18 protein-coding genes are annotated in these 16,399 nt (G+C 63.8%); 4 read left to right on the forward strand and 14 right to left on the reverse strand.

The genetic code is table 11. From position 1 onward, the window contains the following. Positions 1 to 72: 72 nt before the first annotated feature. From NY78_RS18520 to miaB, 11 genes are all read right to left on the reverse strand, one after another. Positions 73 to 282, reverse strand: coding sequence for a TOBE domain-containing protein (locus NY78_RS18520; RefSeq protein WP_043639373.1), 210 nt, complete (start codon positions 280 to 282; stop codon positions 73 to 75). A gap of 31 nt (positions 283 to 313) precedes the next feature. Continuing rightward, the gene (locus tag NY78_RS18525) at positions 314 to 523 is read right to left on the reverse strand and encodes a TOBE domain-containing protein (protein ID WP_043639376.1); all 210 of its coding nucleotides are present in this window, start codon (positions 521 to 523) and stop codon (positions 314 to 316) included. Positions 524 to 1,105: 582 nt separating this feature from the next. Beyond that, positions 1,106 to 1,915 carry a family 1 encapsulin nanocompartment shell protein gene (locus NY78_RS18530; RefSeq protein WP_043639379.1) on the reverse strand — a complete coding sequence of 270 codons (810 nt, stop codon included), beginning with the start codon at positions 1,913 to 1,915 and terminating at the stop codon, positions 1,106 to 1,108. A gap of 139 nt (positions 1,916 to 2,054) precedes the next feature. Further along, positions 2,055 to 2,438: an encapsulin-associated ferritin-like protein gene (locus NY78_RS18535; protein ID WP_043639381.1), complete on the reverse strand. Its 384-nt coding sequence runs from the start codon at positions 2,436 to 2,438 to the stop codon at positions 2,055 to 2,057. 129 nt (positions 2,439 to 2,567) lie between these two features. Beyond that, complete coding sequence (locus tag NY78_RS18540) at positions 2,568 to 3,200, reverse strand: TPM domain-containing protein (protein WP_043639384.1); 633 nt, start codon at positions 3,198 to 3,200, stop codon at positions 2,568 to 2,570. A 9-nt stretch (positions 3,201 to 3,209) separates the two neighbouring features. Beyond that, positions 3,210 to 4,142, reverse strand: a complete 933-nt coding sequence (locus tag NY78_RS18545; RefSeq protein ID WP_231584040.1) for a TPM domain-containing protein — start codon at positions 4,140 to 4,142, stop codon at positions 3,210 to 3,212. A 56-nt stretch (positions 4,143 to 4,198) separates the two neighbouring features. Beyond that, on the reverse strand, positions 4,199 to 4,783 hold the full coding sequence (locus NY78_RS18550) for a LemA family protein (protein WP_043639387.1): 585 nt from the start codon (positions 4,781 to 4,783) through the stop codon (positions 4,199 to 4,201). Between the two features lie 129 nt (positions 4,784 to 4,912). Then, a complete protein-coding gene (locus NY78_RS18555; protein WP_043639389.1) occupies positions 4,913 to 6,970 on the reverse strand; it encodes a hypothetical protein in 2,058 nt (685 codons plus the stop codon). Positions 6,971 to 7,563: 593 nt separating this feature from the next. Continuing rightward, positions 7,564 to 8,229 (reverse strand): histidinol phosphate phosphatase domain-containing protein, encoded by a 666-nt coding sequence (locus tag NY78_RS18560; RefSeq protein ID WP_043639392.1) that lies wholly within the window; start codon positions 8,227 to 8,229, stop codon positions 7,564 to 7,566. 2 nt (positions 8,230 to 8,231) lie between these two features. Then, on the reverse strand, positions 8,232 to 8,726 hold the full coding sequence (locus NY78_RS18565; RefSeq protein ID WP_043639395.1) for a bifunctional nuclease family protein: 495 nt from the start codon (positions 8,724 to 8,726) through the stop codon (positions 8,232 to 8,234). Further along, a complete protein-coding gene (gene miaB / locus NY78_RS18570) occupies positions 8,719 to 10,059 on the reverse strand; it encodes a tRNA (N6-isopentenyl adenosine(37)-C2)-methylthiotransferase MiaB (protein ID WP_043639397.1) in 1,341 nt (446 codons plus the stop codon). The genes NY78_RS18565 and miaB overlap by 8 nt, the downstream gene beginning before the upstream one ends. Before the next feature lie 180 nt (positions 10,060 to 10,239). Here miaB and fumC point away from each other — a divergent pair, with 180 nt between their 5' ends. Genes fumC through NY78_RS18585 form a run of 3 tightly spaced genes read left to right on the forward strand, consistent with a single transcriptional unit; the run spans position 10,240 to position 13,844 of the window. Beyond that, positions 10,240 to 11,640 carry a class II fumarate hydratase gene (fumC, locus tag NY78_RS18575; RefSeq protein WP_043639400.1) on the forward strand — a complete coding sequence of 467 codons (1,401 nt, stop codon included), beginning with the start codon at positions 10,240 to 10,242 and terminating at the stop codon, positions 11,638 to 11,640. 48 nt (positions 11,641 to 11,688) lie between these two features. After that, positions 11,689 to 12,975: a D-serine ammonia-lyase gene (locus NY78_RS18580; RefSeq protein ID WP_043639403.1), complete on the forward strand. Its 1,287-nt coding sequence runs from the start codon at positions 11,689 to 11,691 to the stop codon at positions 12,973 to 12,975. Continuing rightward, the gene (locus NY78_RS18585) at positions 12,972 to 13,844 is read left to right on the forward strand and encodes a DUF1848 domain-containing protein (RefSeq protein WP_043639406.1); all 873 of its coding nucleotides are present in this window, start codon (positions 12,972 to 12,974) and stop codon (positions 13,842 to 13,844) included. The genes NY78_RS18580 and NY78_RS18585 overlap by 4 nt, the downstream gene beginning before the upstream one ends. A gap of 285 nt (positions 13,845 to 14,129) precedes the next feature. Here the strand turns inward: NY78_RS18585 and NY78_RS18590 are convergent, their stop codons facing one another. Continuing rightward, entirely contained in the window at positions 14,130 to 14,456 is a 327-nt protein-coding gene (locus tag NY78_RS18590; protein ID WP_043639409.1) for a hypothetical protein, read from the reverse strand. Positions 14,457 to 14,466: 10 nt separating this feature from the next. Between NY78_RS18590 and NY78_RS24870 the strand changes: the two genes are divergently transcribed. Beyond that, positions 14,467 to 14,616, forward strand: coding sequence for a hypothetical protein (locus NY78_RS24870; RefSeq protein ID WP_156180988.1), 150 nt, complete (start codon positions 14,467 to 14,469; stop codon positions 14,614 to 14,616). Positions 14,617 to 14,664: 48 nt separating this feature from the next. Here the strand turns inward: NY78_RS24870 and NY78_RS18595 are convergent, their stop codons facing one another. Continuing rightward, positions 14,665 to 15,243 carry an adenylyl-sulfate kinase gene (locus tag NY78_RS18595; RefSeq protein WP_043639412.1) on the reverse strand — a complete coding sequence of 193 codons (579 nt, stop codon included), beginning with the start codon at positions 15,241 to 15,243 and terminating at the stop codon, positions 14,665 to 14,667. Position 15,244: 1 nt separating this feature from the next. After that, on the reverse strand, positions 15,245 to 16,357 hold the full coding sequence (locus tag NY78_RS18600) for a phosphotransferase family protein (protein ID WP_043639415.1): 1,113 nt from the start codon (positions 16,355 to 16,357) through the stop codon (positions 15,245 to 15,247). Positions 16,358 to 16,399 lie beyond the last annotated feature (42 nt).

Raw genomic sequence — 16,399 nt, forward strand, 5'->3', positions numbered from 1 at the left:
GCCCGGCGGACACACGAAAGCCCGGTCGCAACAGGCGTTGCGGCCGGGCTTTCGGCATTGGCAGGGGAATGCCTAGTCGGAGACGATCATGACGCTGGAGGCCTTGACCATGGCCTTGACCTTGGCCCCGGCCTTGAGCCCCATGGCTTCGGCGGATTCCTTGGTGATGACCGAAACGATCTCGACGCCGGGGGCGGCTTCGACAACGACTTCGGCGTTGACCAGACCGATGGTGACCTTCTTGACGGTGCCGGGGATCAGATTGCGGGCGCTGACTTTCATGGGAGTTATCCTTTTGGGGTAAGAGTTTTAATTACTCGGAGACGATCATGACACTGGACGCCTTGACCATGGCCTTGACCTTGGCCCCGGCTTTGATGCCCATGGCCTCGGCGGATTCCTTGGTGATGACCGAAACGATCTCGACGCCGGGGGCGGCTTCGATGACGACTTCGGCGTTGACCATGCCGATGGTGACTTTCTTGACGGTGCCGGGGATCAGATTGCGGGCGCTGACTTTCATGGTGCGGCCTCCTTGGGCGATTGAAGTTTGTTTGGGGACGGCTATGTGGCGAACCCTTGTTGCTTGAGGAGACAATAAGGCGGATCTTACTCACACGCAAATTATTTTTTTCGTGTGAGTAGTGTTTCTTTTAACATTAATAATAGTGGATAATTAGCTTTGTAAGGATCACGGAATTAAGTTTCGTGATTGTTTGGGACAATTTGGGACTCAAGTTGTTTTGTTTTTGTATTTCAGATAATTGTGATGAAAATTTGGTGAGGGAGGGGCCTGCTCCTGTGCCCGACTGGGCAGCGCGTCGGGCCGGCCGTTTGGCTGACAGTGCCATGCCGGGTGCGTCAATCCGGGATGGCGGAGTCCGAGAATGAGACAGGAAGGCCGGCGCATGGGCGCGCGCGTAGCAGAGGTTTCTGCCCTGTTGTTTGGAGACGGCTTCGACCCTGGCCGGACAGGACGCGCCCGTCTGCCCGGCCAGGGAGGCCTGTGTACCTTTCAGACATGCTCGGCCGACGGCTGACCAGGGCGACTGGGGTGATTGGAACCGGCCGGCATGTCTGCATCGCCCTGAGCCGGGGGCAGGTGTTATTTCTCGGCCGTAAAATCCAGGCGCACCACCACGGTCGGATCAAGCACCTGGAAGGTGAAGGACTCCAGGAAAAACAGCGCCACTTTCTCGGTGTCGTGGGAGGCGTAGCCGATGGCAATATCGCCGCCAAGGGTCATTTCCAGGTCGCCGCCCCGGGTGGAGAGGACGTAGGCCTCCTCGATAAAGGGACTGACAATGACCTGACCGCCAAGCATGGTTTCCAGATACTGGGACAAGGGGTAGCCCCGGACGTGGCCGGAAAGGGCCACCCACATTTCCGGTCCCACCACCAGGGCGTAGGGACCCTCGACCGAAGTCTTGCGCAGGGCGGTGAGCGCCTTGGACACCTTGTCGGCAATGTCCTCGGGATCGCCCGAAACCAGCATCCGGGTTTGGCTGGAGACTTCCGACAAGCCCTTGATGCCGGCCGGGGCAAACCCATGGTAAAGGGCCTCCTCTTCGAACCGGGCCAGCTTTTCGGCGGCTTGGTCCAGGGCGGCCAGATCGATGTCCTTGCCGCCCCGGGCCGCATTGTCGATTTCCGCGATGTCCAGGGTGAAGGGGACTTTGACCTCGACGAGCGGCTTGACCTGATGCAGGCCGTAGGTGATGCCGGAGACCGACTGGGCCTTGGCGTATTCGATGCGCCCCAGCGGCACGGCAGCGAATTCCCAGCCAAGCGGGCCGGCGACGTCCACCACCCGGCGGCCGGACAGCATGGTGGTGAGCGTCTGGCGGGCGCGGCTGTCTACGGCCTGCCAGGCGGCGGCGGTTATCGGGGCGAGATCGCGTTTTAAAATATCCATGGCGTCTCCCATGCGTGGTTAGCAGGTTCCACTTGGCGCATAGTCCGGCGGTCCGGGACACTGCGTCTGCCGTATCTGGAGCGGGTTCCAACCTGGCACACAGTCCGGCCGTCCAGGACGATGCGTCTCCCAAACGTGGTTAGCGGGTTCCCTTGAGGCTGCCGATGCCAAGCGAACCGGAGCCGGCGGAGCGGGCGTTCTGGGGCGCTTCGCCGGTTACGCCTTCGCTTGTTGCGGCGTCCTCCAGGGCGGTGATGTCGCCGGTGGTGAAGAGATAGGTGCGCATGACCGCGTCCCAGCCCGGCATGGTGCGGCGCAACCATTCCAGGCCCATGATGGCGTGTTCCATTTCCTCGTCGCGGTTATGGGCCATGATGGCCTTGATCTGGGGATCGGAAGCCGCCGCCACCCGCTGGTGGTACCAGTTGATGGCTTCGATTTCTTCTTTGAGGCTCGAGAGCGCCCGGACGAAATCCCGATCCAGGGGCGAAAGTTCGGCGACAGGCTCGTGATACTGATCCATGACTCCTCCTTGGAAAACCCGGTCGGTGGTCCCACCGGGTTGCCGAGTTTGGAGCCAACTATGCCACAGCCCACAGCGAATGCAACGCCTGGACGCAGCAAATTTGGCGTCAATTGCGACGCTGGCGCGTCACAGGAGAATCAGGTTCTTCAGTTCGTTCGTGTCGTTAGCAGCCGGCGGGAAGTGCGGGGCGAGACGTTCGGCCAGGGTGTCGATACAGGCGGTCAGGGCCTTGGTCTGGCGGCCCTGGGCAATGCCTTGGGTCAGGGCGGCGGTGGCCGCATCCAGGACCTTGGCATCAAGTTTGCCGACCAGGCCGGTGTCGGGCTGCAGGACCACCAGCCGCTCAAAGACCGAGACATAGATGAGGACCGCGTTTCGGGCCTTGGTCTCGGTCAGGCCATGGTTGATAAAGGCGGCCTGGGCCGCCTGCCGGGTTTCGCGCCAGGCCCGGTCCCGGGCGACGAACAGACGCTTTACGGCCGGAAGGCGCTTGGCCGCCTCAAAACCGACCAGGGCGAACAGGCCAAAGAACAGGAGAAAAAACCACATGTTGCGCGTGCCGAAGGCCAGACACAGGAGCAGGCCGGCGGTCAACCCGACAACTACGGCACAGGCCAGATCGGCCTTGGGATAGTCGTCGCTGGCCCCGACCACCATGGGCACGAACTCGGCCGAGGTCCGCTTCTCGGCCGCGCCAACCGCCGCCACAATCGCATCCCGGTCGGCCGGGGATAAAAACGTATCCACAAGCTTTCGCATGGTCATCTCCTACCAGCTTCCCGACGAGCCGCCGCCGCCAAACGAGCCGCCGCCGCCGGAAAATCCGCCGCCGCCCCCGGACGTGCCACCGCCGCCGATGAAAAAACCGCCGCCGCCGCCGCGTCCGCCCCGAAAGAGAAACGGCCCGACAAGGCCAAGCACGACGCCGCCCACGAGCAGGAGGGCCAGCATGGCCAGGGGCAGGGCAAAAAAAGCCCCGAGGACCGGCAGGGCCACGCCGAAGATGCCGGCCCGGGCCAGGGCCGGCATCCCGGAAAGCAGGGCGGTCAGAATCATGGCCAGGATAAACAGCCCGAAAAAGGCGTTGTCGTCATGGCCGGAGGATTTTTCGGTTTCCGGGGGAGCCGTGTATTCGCCGCGGGAACCTTCGATGATGCCCTTGACGCCGGCTTCGATGCCGGCGTCGAAATTGCCGGCCTTAAACGCCGGCACGATGGCGTTGTCGATGATGCGTCCGGTCAGGGCGTCGGTGAGGCGGCCCTCCAGGCCGTAGCCCACCTCGATGCGCACTTTGCGGTCGTTTTTACTGACCAAAAGGAGCACCCCGTTGTCCTTGCCCTTCTGGCCGATGCCCCAGGCCTGGGCGACCTTGACGCTGTAGTCCTCAAGCGGCTCGCCCTCCAGGGACGGGATGGTCAGCACCACCACCTGGGTGGAGTCGGTGCGCTCGAAGGCGGCGAGTTGGCTGTCCAGGCGGGCAGCCGCATCCGGCGAGAGGAGACGGGCCGTGTCGTTGACCCGTCCCTGCAGGCGGGGCACGCCAAGGGCCAGGGCCGTGGCGGCGAGCAGAGCCAGGACGGCGAACAGGGCGCCAAGGCCGGCCAGCCCGGGCCATCTCCCTAGCCGCTTCGCTCCGATCGGACCCTGGCCAGAGGGGAGGATTTGCGCCGCGGCGGCGGCTTTGATCGAGGGTCGTCGCATCATCGCTCCTTGGGCCGGGCTGCGGCCGGGCCGCCTCCCAGCGTTCGCGCATCAGGCTAGAACTTGACCTTGGGGGCCGTCTGGGCCGCATCATCGGCCTTGTAGTATTCCTTGGGCTTTAAATGGAGCATGAGCGAATTGGTGATGAAATTGGGAAAGGTGCGGATGGAGCTGTTATAGATTTCAACGGTCTGGTTGTAGCGTTGCCGGGCCACGTTGATCCGGTTTTCCGTGCCTTCGAGCTGGTGCTGGAGATCGCGGAAGTTCTGGTCGGCCTTGAGTTGCGGATAGTTCTCGGCCACGGCTAAAAGGCGCGACAGGGCGGACTGCATCTGGCCTTGCGCCTGCTGGAAGGCGGCCATGGCTTGCGGATCGGCCAGGGTTTCCGGGGTGAGCTTGATCTGTCCGGCCTTGGAACGGGCGTCGGTGACGGCGGTGAAGGTGTCTTTTTCGTGGCTGGCGTAGCCTTTGACTGTTTCCACGAGGTTGGGAATGAGGTCCAGGCGGCGTTGCAGGGCGGCGTCCACATTGCCCCAGGCGGCTTTGACCGCTTCCTCGTTGGTTTGCATCTGGTTGTAGCCGCAGCCGGTAAGGCCAAAAAGCGTCAGCAATATGGCAAGGGCGCCGAAGATTCTGGTCATGGGTGCTCCTTTGAACAAGTTCCAGCAATAGGCTGCTTATAAGACGGCCGGCAGGCGGAGGCAAGGCGGGGGAATTACGGGGTCGGTCGCCGTGGCTGGGACGCACCCGCCACGGCGACCGACCGGAGGCTAATTGTCCAGGAGCAGGTACATACTGGGATTTGTTGTGGTCGCGGCGCTTTCCTTGAAATTGGGATTCGTGGTCCAGATGACGCCGTTGTCGCCCACGGCAAAGGCGGCCGACTGGCTTTGCGAAGCGCCAAGACCGCTTAGAGGGCTGGAGAAACCGCCCTGGACCAGGGCGCCTGTACCGTTTTGGATGCGGTAGAGAAATCCCTTGCCGCCGTCGGTATAGCTGCTGGAGGTGTTGAGCGCGGCCCAGAAAACGCCGTCCCCGGCGTAGGTGACAGCCGTGAAGAATTCGAGCGGAACGCTGGGGTCGGAAGCCACTTGGCGGGGAATGCCGGCCACCGGCTGCCAGGTCGTGCCGTCGGTGGAATAAAAGGCGCTGCCATTGACGCCGACAGCCACGACCATGCCGTTGGCGGCGGCCACGGCGGTCAGATCATCGCCGTTTGGACCAACGATGGAGACGCTCCAGGCCCCATTTCGCCACAGGGCCACCTGTCCGCCCTTGCCCACGGCGTGGACGTCGCCGTTGGGCGAGGCCGCCAGGGCGGCGTACTGGTAAACTTCTGATCCGCCTTGCAGGCAGGTCGGGAATTCGCTGCCGACAACACAGGGCTGGCCTGCCGCATTGCTGTTTACGAGGACAACGTAGCCTCTGGAGGCCGTCTTGGCCACATCAAGGATGGCGCTGTAGCCGCCCGTGCCCGGGATGGTCCAATCGGTCCAGGCTGTGCCGTTGCCTCGTTTGATGGTGGCGTTGAACGTCCCGTAATCAATGGAGGAAAACCACATGTCCGTGGGAGAAAAGGCCTTGAATGTCTTGATGCTGGAATTATCCGGCAAGCCGGCAATGGGGTGCTTCGTCATCCGGCCGCCATCCCAGGCGTAAATGCCGGTGGCCGCGTCGGTATACTGCGGGGCGAGCCAGAGATAGCCGGAAAAGACGGCGGTCTTCCAGGGGGTATTGACGGCTGGGGGGGTATTGAGGGTTTGGCGGGTCCCGCCGGTAGGATCGAAACGCTCCATCAACCCGAGAGAGCCGCCGAAGAAGTACTGCCCATCGCCGTTCGGCCAGAGGGTGTTGCGGGTCTTGCCCGCTTCGTCGGTGAATTTGGTCAGATTGTCGATGCTTCCGGTCCAGTGCTGAATGGCCCCGCCGGCTCCGACGAACCAGATGTCGTTGGGACCCGTGCCATGCATGGCCAGCATATTGACCGGGGTCATCCAGGAACCGTCACCCTGGTTGACCTGCGCCCAGTCGGAAGAAACCGAGGGCTGCAACCGGTAGAGTTGGCCGTAGTTGCCGCCGGCGAAAACGGCAGCGGCAGACGGTCCCCAGACAGTTTGCAGCAGGTTGGTAGTCATCCACCCCGAAGATTCATACTGGGCAACGATAGTCCATCCGTTGTTGTCCCTGTGCAGGATAGTGCCATAGGAACCAACGGCGTAGACGTCGTCGTCGGCAAAACCGTAAATGGCGCTCAGTGTATAGTCGCTGTGTTTGCCGGCCGGTATCGTGACGTTTTCGAATTCCCATTTGGCCAGCCCGGCATTCCATTTGACCGGTGCGCCGGAGACGCTGGTGACGGCATAGGCTTGGCCGGTGGAGGAGACCCAGACGTCATTGACAGGGTAGAGATCGGGATACGAGGAATAGGTGGGCGGTGTGGTGGCCGACCAGCCTGTTCCGTCAAAGTGGAGCAACACGGATCGTATGGGGTCGGTGTTGGCGCCGGTGGCCTGGCTGCCGCCCACGGCCCAGATGTCGTTTGGCCCCCGGCCGTGGATGCCCTTGAGCGGGGCGAGGGTGCCCGACTCCATCTGGCTGTAGGTTGCGCCGATTTTTTTGAGGATCAGGCCGCCGTCGCCCACAATGTACATGGTGGCGCCGTCGTCGGGGCTGTAAGCATCGTAGAGGGTGTTGCCGGTTGGCGACGGTGTGAGAAGGCTCCAGGTCGCTGCCTTGGCAGGTTGCACCAAGCCTGCGAGCAGGCAGAGCGTCAGGACGGACCATATGACAAGGATGCGGGAACACGGGACATGCGGGTATTTGAGCATAATGCGTCTCCTCCCTCTGTCGTTGTTCTCGTCAGAGCCTGCAAGCAGGCAGAGTGTGAAGACGGACGATACGGCCAGGACGCGGGAACACGGGACATGCAGGTGTTTGGCCATGATGCGTCTCCTCTCGCTGGCGTTGTGCTTATTCAGTTCAAAATAGTGAGGTTTCTCCCGTGCATCCATGATATTTTAAAATAAAGGAATGAAATTCAAGCTGCTAACATATAGCCAGGGAAGACTCTATTTGATTAACATATTCTTTAGTAAGGTTCCACGTCTTGGTCAAGAGCCTGCGGAGACGAGGATGCCCCCTTTTAGCTGTTTCATCAAAAAGAGTATGGGGAGATCGTTCGATGCTTTCTCCATTCGAGGTTGGCTGGAAGAGGAAAGCGCTCAAGTGGGATACGCGCATTTTGCAAAGAGCGTGGTGGGTATTGTGATGAAAAGGACATGGCCCGGAGTGTTGGTCCGGGCCATGTCCTTGAAAAATGAAACGCGTCGCAGGAGGTTGCGGAAAATTGAGGCGGGATCGTTGGCGGGGAGTGAGCCTGTGCCTGTGTGGCGTCCATGAAACGCATGGCGCGGCGGCAATGCTAGTCGGCGCGCCCCCGGCCAAGGATGCGGGAAACGATGTCGCGGGAGTTGGACTCGGCTTGCAGATATTCTTCGAGCGTCAGTCCCGCGCCCAGGGCCACCTTTTTGCGACGTTCCTGGTTGACCAGATCGCCCGGTTCGTGGGCGTCGTTGTTGATGACCAGTCTGGCCCCGAAACGCCGGGCCAGAACGGCCACGTGGCCGTTGGTCAGGCTGTGTCCTTTGCGGGTGGTGATTTCCAGGGCCACGCCGTGTTCGGCGGCCAGTTCGGCCTCTTCCGGCGTAATCAGTCCCGGATGGGCCAGGATGTCGCAGCCGGCCTCGATGGCCGCCAGATTGGTGCCGGTTTCCACCGGCTCCACAATGGTTTCGCCGTGGACCACGACAAGCTGCGCCCCGGCCGCCCTGGCCCGGTCTATGAGCTGGGGAATAAGCGGCGGCGGCACATGGGTGATCTCCACGCCGCACAGCACCGTTACCCCGAGAAACGCCCCGGTCTCGGCCGCAAACCGGCTGATGTTGGAGACGATGAGATCGAGGTTGGAGTGGTCGGCATGGTCGGTCATGGCCATGGCCCGGTAACCGGCCTTGGCCGCCCGTCTGGCCAGTTCGGCCGGAATGAGGACCCCGTCGGAAAAGGTGGTGTGGGTGTGCAGGTCAATCATGTTCACATCTTGTATTTGGTGTCGTTTGGATCGAATTTTTCGAGCAACTCCGTCCACTTGTCCGAGTCGTCGCTGGAAAAGGCCACGACCGAGGCCTCCTTGGATTCCTTGGCCACCTGCTCCATGACCGTTTCGGCCACCAGGATCGGGACCTTGGCTCGAAGGGCCAGGGCGATGGCGTCGGAGGGGCGGCTGTCGATGCGCCGGATGCCGCCTTCGACTTCGACTTCGATGTCGGCGTAGTAGGTCCCCTCGGTCAGTTCCGTGACATGGACGGCCACCACATGGGCGTCGAGTTTGTGGATCATGGTCAGCAGCAGGTCGTGGGTCATGGGACGCGGCAGCTCCACGTCGTTTAAGGACAGGGAGATGGCCATGGCCTCCATGGCCCCGATCCAGATCGGCAGCGCGTTTTTCTCCTCCAAATCCTTGAGGATCAGCACCGGCACCTGGGAATCTTCATCCAGGGCCAGCCCGAAGACTTTCATTTCAATCATGGTCGGCCTCCGCCTCCCCGATGAGGGAGTGCTTTTTGGCTTGGACGATGCGCACCCGCACCAGCCGGCCAGTGGCGTCCTGTGACCCGGGCAGGGTCAGGTTGACGATGCGTCCGCCAGGATCGCGGCCCCGCCAGGAAGGCCCTGACGGACCGTCGCGCCGGCTGACGCCCTCGATCAGCACGGTATCGGTCTGTCCGACCCGGGCGGCCAGGGAGGCGGCCAGACGTTCGTCGAGGAGAGCCTGGAGTTCGGCCAGCCGGGCGGACTTCACCTCCTGGCTGATTTTTGGCTCCAGCCGCTCGGAGGCTGTTCCCGGCCTGTCAGAGTACATGAAGGAGAAACCGCTTTCAAATCCTACCTTGCGCACCAGATCGAGGGTGGCGGCAAAATCGGCCTCGGTTTCGCCGGGAAAGCCAACAATGAAATCCGTGGTCAGCGCGATGTCAGGCCGGGCGCGGCGCAGCTTTTCGATCAGGGTCAGATAGGCGGCCGTATCGTAGCGCCGGCCCATGCGGCCCAGGATGTCGTCGGAGCCGGACTGCACAGGCAGATGGAGCGCCGGGCACAGTTCGGGCAGGGAGGCGAACCGGGCGATGACCGCATCGTCCAGGTCTTTGGGGTGCGAGGTGGTGAAGCGGATGCGTTCGATGCCGGGTACGGCGGCCACGGCGTCAAGCAGCGCGGCAAAGCCTGTCCCGTCGCCGGATGCATCCAGGCCGTAGCTGTTGACGTTTTGACCAAGGAGCGTCACCTCGCGCACGCCGCGCTGGGCCAGGCTGGTGCATTCCTCGATGATCGAGGGCCGGCTGCGGGATTTTTGCCGGCCGCGCACAAAGGGCACGATGCAGTAGGAGCAGTAGTTGTCGCAGCCCTGCATGATGGAGACAAAGGCTCGGGGAGGGAGGTTGTCTTGCGGCCAGGACTGGTCGCGCTCGGGGTAGGATTCGGTGAAGTCGAGCAGCGACAGGCGCAGGCCGGGTTCGGCGGCCAGCCGGGCCATGGCGCGCGGCGCGGCGGCGATGCCGTCGGTGCCAAAGACCAGACGCACCATGGGAAAGCGTTGCCACAGGGCCGTGCCGAGCTGCTGGGCGGTGCAGCCGCCGACGGCAATAAACGCATTGGGGTTGTCCCGATGCCGGTCGGCGATGCGGCCGATCTCACTGACGACCTTTTGCTCGGGTTTGTCGCGCACCGAGCAGGTAAAAAGAATAAAGAGTTCGGCCTCTTCATCAGGGGCCGGGGTGAAGCCTTCCGCAGTGAGGGCGCGGGTGAGCCAGTCGCCGTCGCCGACGTTCATCTGGCAGCCCATGGTGGTGACGTGAAATTTCATGGCGCAAGAGCCATAATGCACGCCGGGCCGGCGGTAAAGGGGGAGGGGAGGGCCTTTCGCCGGTTGTTTTGGATCGGCCTTGCCCGCCTCGTGGCAGGCATGTATGTTCCATAGTGGGGAAGTTGTGCGTTTGCGAAACCCTTTTCCCGGAGCATCCCGCCGCCAAGGAGGACCGCAGCCATGGACCAGCGCATCGAATCCGACAGCCTGGGCGACATCGCCGTTCCCGCCGACAAACTCTGGGGGGCGCAGACCCAGCGGGCCATCGAGTATTTCACCATCGGCGAGGAACGGATGCCCCGGGAGATGATCCGGGCTTATGGCGTTCTGAAAAAAGCCGCCGCCCAGGTCAACCGCGATCAGGGCCGGCTGCCGGCTGCGCTGGCCGGGTTTATCGTCACGGCCTGCGACGAGGTGCTGGCCCACACCCACGACGCCATGTTTCCGCTTCGGGTCTGGATGTCGGGCAGCGGCACCCAGTTCAACATGAACGTCAACGAGGTCATTGCCAACCGCTGCTGCCAGCTGGCCGGCACCCCCCTTGGCTCCAAACAGCCGGTGCATCCCAACGACCACGTCAACATGGCCCAGTCCACCAACGACAATTTCCCCTCGGCCATGTACATGGCCGCGGCCATGGGCGTTGTTGAGCATCTGCTCCCGTCGGCCATCAACCTGCGCGATGGGCTGGCGGCCAAGGCCGAGGTCTGGAAAGACATCGTCAAGATCGGCCGCACCCATCTGCAAGACGCCGTGCCGCTGACCCTTGGCCAGGAATTTTCCGGCTATGTCGGGCAAATAAGCGACGCCGTGCGGCGCATCAAGGCGGCCCTGGCCGAGGTCTATGCCCTGCCCCTGGGCGGCACGGCCGTCGGCACCGGCGTCAATGCCGAACCCGGATTTGACGAGGCGGCCATCGCCGCCATCGCCAGCCTGACCGGTCTGCCCTTTGTGCCGGCGCGCAACAAGTTCACGGTCCAGGGCAGCCACGACGCCCTGGTCCACCTGTCCGGGGCGCTTAAGACCCTGGCCGTGGCCCTGTATAAAATCGCCAACGACATCCGGCTGCTCTCCTGCGGCCCCCGGGCCGGGCTTGGCGAGTTGTCGCTGCCGGCCAACGAGCCCGGGTCGTCGATCATGCCCGGCAAGGTCAACCCCACCCAGTGCGAGGCGCTGACCATGGTCTCGGCCCAGGTCATGGCCAACGATCTGGCCGTGTCCCTTGGCGGCGCGGGCGGCATGCTGGAAATGAACGTCTACAAGCCGCTTATGATCCACAACGTCATGCAGTCGATCCGGCTTCTGGCCGACGCCATGAACAATTTCCGCCGCTTTGCCATAGCCGGCCTGGAACCGAACCGTCGGCGCATCGCCGATCTGGTCGGCCGCTCCCTCATGCTGGTCACGGCCCTGGCCCCGGTCATCGGCTACGACAAGGCGGCCGAGATCGCCCACCATGCCCAAACGCATGATCTGACGCTCAAGGAAGCCGCGTTGGATCTCGGCTATGTCACGGTCGAGGAGTTTGACCGGGTGGTGGTTCCCGCGCGGATGACCGGACCTACCGTGGCCCGGGAATAGGCGCCTTATGGCATTGGCGGCCAAGCAACTTTGGGCTATGGCGTCGGTATGGACAACGCCCTCGAAGCCGCTCTTCGCGCCGGACAATCGGTCTTTTTCACCAATCCCGGCCGCGCTCCTCTTGTGACGGTGGCTGGTTCCCTGGCGGTCACGCGCGCCGACATTGAGGTTGCCGGGGATCGCCTGGAGCGGTTTGCGCCGCTTTTGGCCGAACTGTTTCCCGAACTGGCCCCGGCCGGCGGCAGCGTGGAATCCGCCCTGGTCCCTGTGCCTGTCTTGGAGCGTCGACTGCACGCCGCCGGGCTGCCGGCCGGGGACCGGGTTTTTCTCAAGGCCGACCATGCCCTGCCTGTGGTCGGATCGGTCAAGGCCCGGGGCGGCCTGCATGCCGTTTTGGCCGTGGCCGAGGCCCTTGCCCTGGCCGACGGGTTGCTCAGTGGCCCGCGCGACGAGTATCGCCGCCTGGGAGAGCCGGCGGCCCGGGATTTTTTTGCCGGCCACACCCTGTCGGTCGGCTCCACAGGCAATCTGGGCCTGTCGATCGGCGTTTTCGGCCGGGGCCTGGGGTTTGGCGTCACGGTCCACATGTCGGCCGAGGCCCGGGCCTGGAAAAAGGAGAAACTGCGCCGCGTCGGGGCCACCGTGGTCGAGCACCCCGGGGACTATGCCGCAGCCTGCGCCGTGGCCCGGGAAGAGGCGGCCCGATCGCCGCGCCGGCATTTCATTGACGACGAAAATTCCCTGGATCTGCTGCTCGGCTACGCCGTGGCCGGACTGCGGCTGCCGGATCAGCTGGCTGCCTGCCGCATCGCTGTTTCGCCCGAGCATCCCCTGTGCCTGCATCTGCCCTGCGGCGTGGGCGGCGCGCCGGGCGGCATCGCCCTTGGCGCCCGGCTGGTCCTGGGGGATGCGGCCCAGGCCTATTTCGTCGAACCGACGCAGGCCCCGGCCCTGCTCCTGGGGCTGGCCACCGGCCGCCACGGCGGGGTCAGCGCGGCCGTGTATGGCCTGACCGGCCGGACCGTGGCCGACGGGCTGGCCGTGTCGCGCCCTTCAGAACTCGTTTGCCGGCTTATGGCCTCTGTCCTTGACGGCGCGCATACCGTCAGCGACGCCGCCTTGCTTGGCCATGTGGCCGAGGCCTGGAACGACGAGGCCCTTCGCCTGGAACCGTCAGCCGCCGCAGCCCTGGCCGGTCCCCTGGCCGTTCGCCGGGCCAATCTGCCGGCCCTGGCCGGCAGGGCGGCCACGCATATTTGCTGGGCCACGGGCGGCAGCCTGCTGCCGGACGCCGAATTTGCCGCCCTGCTCGCCCGGGCCGGGACGCGGCCGTGATCATCAGCGCCAGCCGCCGCACCGATATTCCGGCCTTCTACGCCCGCTGGCTGATGGGACGGCTTCGCGCCGGGTTTTGCGAGGTGCGAAATCCCTTCAACGCCGCCCAGGTCTCCCGCGTCTCCCTGGCTGCGGCCGACGTCGACGCCCTGGTCTTGTGGACCCGCGATCCCCGGCCGCTTTTGCCCCATCTGCCTGAAATCCTCGCCCTGGGCCACGAGCCGTTTTTTCTCTACACCCTCCTGGACAACCCCCGGGCGCTCGATCCCAAATGTCCGGAACCGGACGCGTCGCTTGCGACCTTTGCCCGTCTGGCCGAGGTCCTGCCTGGGCGTATCACTTGGCGCTACGATCCCATTGTCCTGACCGCGGCCATGCCGCCGGACTGGCACCGCCGCACCTTTGCCCGGCTGGCCGCAGCGCTGGCCGGCCACACCGACCGGGTCGTCGTCAGTTTCGTCGAACCCTACCGCAAGACCAGCAAGCGTATGGCCGCCCTGGCCGAAGCCGGCTTCGCCCCCCTGGACCCCGCGCCCGAGGACCGTCTGCGTCTGCTTGTCGATCTGCGGGACATGGCCGCCAGCCACGGCATGGCCCTGGCCACCTGCTGCCAGCCGGAATATTTCGAGACGGCCGGCATCCCGGCCGCCCACTGCATCGACGCCGCCTGGATCAGCGAACGCACCGGCCGCGCCATCCCCCCGGCCAAGGACGCCGGCCAACGGCTGCGCTGCGGCTGCGCCCCCAGCCGCGACATCGGGGCCTACGACCGCTGCCTGTTCGGCTGCGCCTATTGCTACGCCACCACCAGCTTCGACCGCGCCCGGGAGCACTACGGGCGTCACGATGCTGACGCTGTGATCTTGTGAGACGTTGCGTGGGAAGAAAATCGGGGCGCTGCCCCGAACCCCGCCGGGGGGAGGGTAGCCCCCTGGACCCCTGCAAATGGGGATAAGGGGAGGGTGCGGGTGGGCACAGGGGTGTGGGTGAATAAAGAGCAAAAAGAAGAGGGACGCTGGCCGGCCGGCGAGATTTCTTTTTCCCGCTTCCGTCCATCCTTACGCGAACACCGTCCCCTTTACCCCTTCGGGGGGGCCGGGGGCCTCAGGCCCCCGGCCGCCGGAGGCACTCCCCCTTATCCCTCTTGCTAAAAATTACGACGATTTGGCGGCATATTTGGCGGCGACCCGGGCGGCCAGGGTATTTTGACGCACAGGTTTCAGATCGCCGGGAACGGGCGGTACGGGCGTGTGATCCGGCAATGCGGGCTGGGCAACTGGTTTGGCAACGGTTTCGGGAGCGGGGTCTAGGCGTGGCGGCGCGGTCAGCGGCGCGGCGGCGGCGGATGCGCCAGCCAGCTTAAATGGCGAGGCAAAGCGATGGCCGCACACTGGGCAGGCCATGAGCATGCCGCCGATGTGGGACGGAAAACGCAGTGTCTGGCCGCAGCCAGGGCAGTGTCTCGTGGGGCCTTCGGACATCGGACCCTCCATGGCCGGCAGTATTGCAAGAGAAGTGCCCCAAGTGAACAGGCTGGTTACAACAATGGACGATCATTTCGGAGTTGTCATGGAACCAATCGAATTTGATGATTTTTTGAAAGTCGATATGCGCGTTGGCCGCATTCTCTTTTCCTGTTGAGGGGTCCGGGGGATCATCCCCCGGCCGCCGGAGCATTCCCCTTTTTCTCTAACCTCTGCCAAGCGCCGGCCAGGTCCGTAGAAAGTGCAGCACCACGTCGCGCCCGGCTTCGATGGACAGGTGTTCGGCGTCCACCACGCACTCGGCGGCCGGGTCTTCCTCAAAGGGCACGTCCACGCCGATGACCTGGCCCAGGCCCGGGAAATCGCGGCCGGTGGCTTTGCGCATCATGGCCTTGGCGTAGAGTCCGGCCATGACCTTGCCTTCGGGCCGGGCCGCTTCCCGGGCCATGGCCGTGGCCAGGGAACAGCGCACGTGGACCTCGGCGAAATGGGGCATAAGCGAGCGGGCATAGGCGCGCATGGCCAGACGCGGGGCCGAGGCATCCATGATAATGAGCTTTTTGCCTTGGCGGTAGAGCCCGGCGGCCTCGTCGGCGAAGTGTTTATAGGCCGTATGGCGCTCGGCTTCGCTATAGGTGGGCTTGGGGAAATAGGCTTTGCGCCGGGCATCGAGTTCCAGGTAGGTCGCTTCGGTCCCGGCCAGTTGCAGGTACTGGACGACAGCCTTGGCCAGGGCGCTTTTGCCCGATCCCGGCAGCCCGGTGAACCAGAGGACAGCTGGCATATTATTCCATGTATCGGTTGAAATGCTGGCAATCGAAGCGGTCGTCGCCAAGGACGTTTTCCAGAAACCGCAGGAGTCCCCGACGCACTTCTTCGGGATGACCCGGGTACCATTGGGGCGAGGCAATGACCAGTCCGCGAAAGACGTAAAAGGGCGCAATGACCGAAAGCAGCTCGTCGTCGCCGGACGCGCGCAAGTAGGTTTCCCAGAAGGTCATATAGAGCCGCTCGAAGTCCCCGGTCAGCCTGGCATGGCCGTAGAGGCCAAACAGCACGAAATTGAGGCTCATGGTGGCCACGTCGTCGGCCGGCTCGCCCCACTGGCCCCGGCTGCGGTCGAGGACGGCGAAATCGCGAACATCTCCGTCTTCCTGGATGAGCACGTTCCAGGGATGGAAATCGCCGTGGACCTCGCTTAAGCGGTGGGTGTAGCCGCGCAGCTTCCAGCGCCAGTCGATGATGCGTTTTTCCAGGGCGCAGAAGCGCTCCGGGGGAAAGAGGCTGTAGGGGTGCGGGTAGGCGTCCACCAGCCCGAAGATGCATTCGGACGCGCCGATCAGATTTCGTATCCGGCGCAGGTACAGGTCGGCGTCGTCTTTCTTGGCGCTGTGGATCCGGGCCAGCCAGACGGCAAAGGCGCGGGCCATCTTCAGGTCGCGGTCTTCCAGGCCGGTTTTCTGAATGCGCTGCAAATCCAGGTAGTAGTCGTAGCCCGGGGCCTTTTCGCTTATGATGAAGAATTCTTTTGGATTCGATACAGCAATGAGCCGGTCATCCTGGTCGAAATAGCCCAGGGCCATGGGGCGCACGTGTTTTTCCATGGTCCCGCCGGCTTCGAACTGGAAAATGAGAATGGCGGCCCGGTCCCAGTAGTACTGATGGCCGTACTTGTCGCCGCGCATGATCGACAGCACGCCCCGGCGCACCTGCCCGCCCACTTCGAACTCCAGACACACGGGCTTGCCGTAACCGAATTCCTTCATGCCCTGGCCGCCGGAACCCATCTCGCAGGCCCCGAGCATCCGGGCGTCCGGGCCGAAAGCTTCTTTCAGATACTGCTCCACGGCTTCGGGGCGGACCGCGATGGCCGGTTTCTCCTCGGTTCCCTTGCGCATTGGCCTCTCCCTGCAGGCACGGCAGCCGTGCCGTTCCCGTCT

This window comes from Desulfovibrio sp. TomC (assembly GCF_000801335.2).
Classification (GTDB): domain Bacteria; phylum Desulfobacterota; class Desulfovibrionia; order Desulfovibrionales; family Desulfovibrionaceae; genus Solidesulfovibrio.